Here is a 2,635-nt window from a genome sequence, read left to right as displayed (position 1 = left end):
ATATTTCGATCTCATCAGATAGGTAATACATGCGAATACAACCACTTTTTACGTAGATAAAATCTTTACAAACATCTCCAGCTTTGAGGAGAAATCTACCTTTTTTAACTGTTTTGAAAGTAAAATAAGTTGTAATATCTGATAGTTCTTTTTCAGTAAGGCTTACAAAATTCGTAATGAAATTATTTAAGTTCATATTCAACTAACATTATTTTAGATGTTTAAATGCCCTATAACGGTTTGCCGCTTGGCGTTCGTGCGGGATTTCGGTGCACTTCACTGTCAACCTACCACTAAAGCCCAATAGTTTCACCGCACTTGAATTTAAGCACGGCACCCCGCATGACGCCAAACGGCTGTTAGCTGCAGTTAAATGATTATGGTGTCGCCACATAATGCTTTTTAGATTGGGGTTTAATAAATTTCTTATTGTCATGATAGTTTTCAAACAAGTCAATTAACTCGAAAGTAAATGCTGTTATCGTATTCATTTTTATTCTCAAGTCAGTTGTCCTAAATCTCTCGCCAACATATGTTGCTGATTCGCGTCCATGAGCAACGGCATTTCTTTTTTCTACTATTTCATCTATGGTCGTTCTTGTTCGTGGATCTATTGTAAAGTTTGTGATTCCAAATGCGGATAAAATTTCAATTATTGTTTTTTTACAAACATTTTGAAGGCTATTTGAAAATGCAGTTTCGTTAATATTTGAGACACTATCGCTATTCATTTCTTCAAATATTTCAATTGCTTTACCAAAGAAATTTTTATAACCACAGTCTTTAAACGCTTGGAGTTTTCCAAGTAAAGAAATTGTATTAAAGGGTAAATGAAAGTGCTTTTTCTTGATGCTTTGGGAATTTATACTTATAAGAGTATTTTCAATAAGGTCATTGACCGTTTTTTCTAAAGATGAATATAAATGAACGTAAAATAATCCTTTCATTATTTTCAATTCAGTTGTCGCTGGAATAGTTGCGTCATTTGACTCCAGTGAAGTTAAATAATTCAAATAAGTTAGATTCTCATTAAATCTTGCTCGAGCTCTATTTTTAATTAGTGTAAATGTCATTACGATAACTTGTTTTTTACATAATCTATTCGTTGATATAATTTGCTCCTCGAATTCGTTGCTCCAGTTGTGAGTTTGTTTAATTCAGTATCATTTAAAAGTTTTTGCAACTTAACTTTTGGTATATTTTTATTCTGAGAAAGTAAATCAGCAACGCCAACTGCAATTGCTTCATACAATACAATCGGGGTAATATTTTTTCTATTCCCACGTACTATTCCGTCAGGTAGTAAATTGTTTAACGATTCGAATGTCTCAAGAAACAGTGAAGATAATTGTTCTCTATTTTTAAAATTTGACGTTTTGAATTCCATATATTCATTAAGAAAATCTTTCACACCGTGAACAAATTTGTCCCTATGCTCGTAGTATGCAAAGAATTTTAAAGCTAATTCTTCGAGGCTTCCGTTTCGTTCTGCGTTTTTCGTCATTTTGATTACGCTTTTGAAATTTTCCTTCTCAGCACACTCCTTTATGAAATCATTAAATTCACCGAGATAAATGCAATTTCTAATTTCCTGTGGGTGTAAGGTAACTCCACCAGTATTTAGTCTTTCAAAAAGATCGAATCTCAAATTAAAATCACTGCGGTCATTCAGTACCGTAACTCGAATTGGTCTTGTTAGAAACATATTCTGAATAGACTTAGGTAGATCTTCATATTTTAGTCCATTAAGTGAATCTAATTTATCAAGACCCTCAAGTGCTAGTTTATCACAGTTTGCATTAATTCTTTTAATGGTTTGATTGTCGCCAATAAAATTAACAATGGTTGTCAACCTTTGAAGCCCATCTATAACTTCCCATGATGAGTCTTTATTTGTCGCCATAAACAAACTCGGAACGGGAATTCCCAGAAATATTGATTCTATGAGTTGTGATTGTCTTTGTTCATCCCAAACAAAATGTCGTTGATATTCTGGTGCTATGTCAATTATTGCCTCAACAACCATGTCGTAAAGCTGTCTGACAGTAATATCATAGCTGTCAAAGGAAACAGTTCTCCGATTTTTGTCTAATTGCTCCTGAATTTTAATAATGTCCATTTTATTATCTTTTGTCGTTTCTTAATTGCAGCTAACGTTTTGCGTGCAGGCTTAGTAGCGGTTTGAAACACTACTGTTTCTGCTTGCATAATGTAAATATAATGAAATAATGTTATTACTCCCTCGTCCGCCGCTATTGAGCTTGCACGCTGTTACCTTCTAGTGCGCCCCATTTAGTGTGAACTATGTTGTCTACGAAGCAGGTCTGCCCGAAACAAAAGAACGGATGCTTATTAGTTGCCTGTTCTGAAGTCTAGGCAGTTAAGCGTCTACCGTAAAGAATGTTTAGAACATAGTTTTTAGTTTTTTTTCTGTGCGTTGGCGAATGCGGTTTGGAAAACCGCTTGTTCTATTACGTCTAGTGAGTTGGGGGAGGAAATTTTGCAAGCTTATAGTGCAACAACTAAAATTATTGCCTTTGAAAATAAGTTGCAATATGTGCTTGCAAAATGTGGGGAGGCTTTCACACAGGTCGGCTTATGCAGTTTGGTTGTCTTAACGGTTTAGTTTGTCTTT

At 34.3% G+C, this 2,635-nt stretch carries 2 protein-coding genes; both read right to left on the bottom strand.

Annotated features, from left to right (window positions below; genetic code table 11):
* Nucleotides 1-377: 377 nt before the first annotated feature.
* Nucleotides 378-1,073, bottom strand: a complete 696-nt coding sequence (locus L6Q46_RS13490; RefSeq protein ID WP_291284743.1) for an MAE_28990/MAE_18760 family HEPN-like nuclease — start codon at nucleotides 1,071-1,073, stop codon at nucleotides 378-380.
* Nucleotides 1,073-2,119 carry a DUF262 domain-containing protein gene (locus L6Q46_RS13485; RefSeq protein ID WP_291284742.1) on the bottom strand — a complete coding sequence of 349 codons (1,047 nt, stop codon included), beginning with the start codon at nucleotides 2,117-2,119 and terminating at the stop codon, nucleotides 1,073-1,075. Before L6Q46_RS13485 ends, L6Q46_RS13490 begins: the two co-directional genes overlap by 1 nt.
* Nucleotides 2,120-2,635 lie beyond the last annotated feature (516 nt).

Source organism: Flavobacterium sp. (assembly GCF_023151265.1).
In the GTDB taxonomy this organism is placed as follows: Bacteria; Bacteroidota; Bacteroidia; order Flavobacteriales; family Flavobacteriaceae; genus Flavobacterium.
The sequence above is the reverse complement of the archived record's forward strand: the minus strand, read 5'-3'. Positions and strand labels throughout refer to the sequence as shown.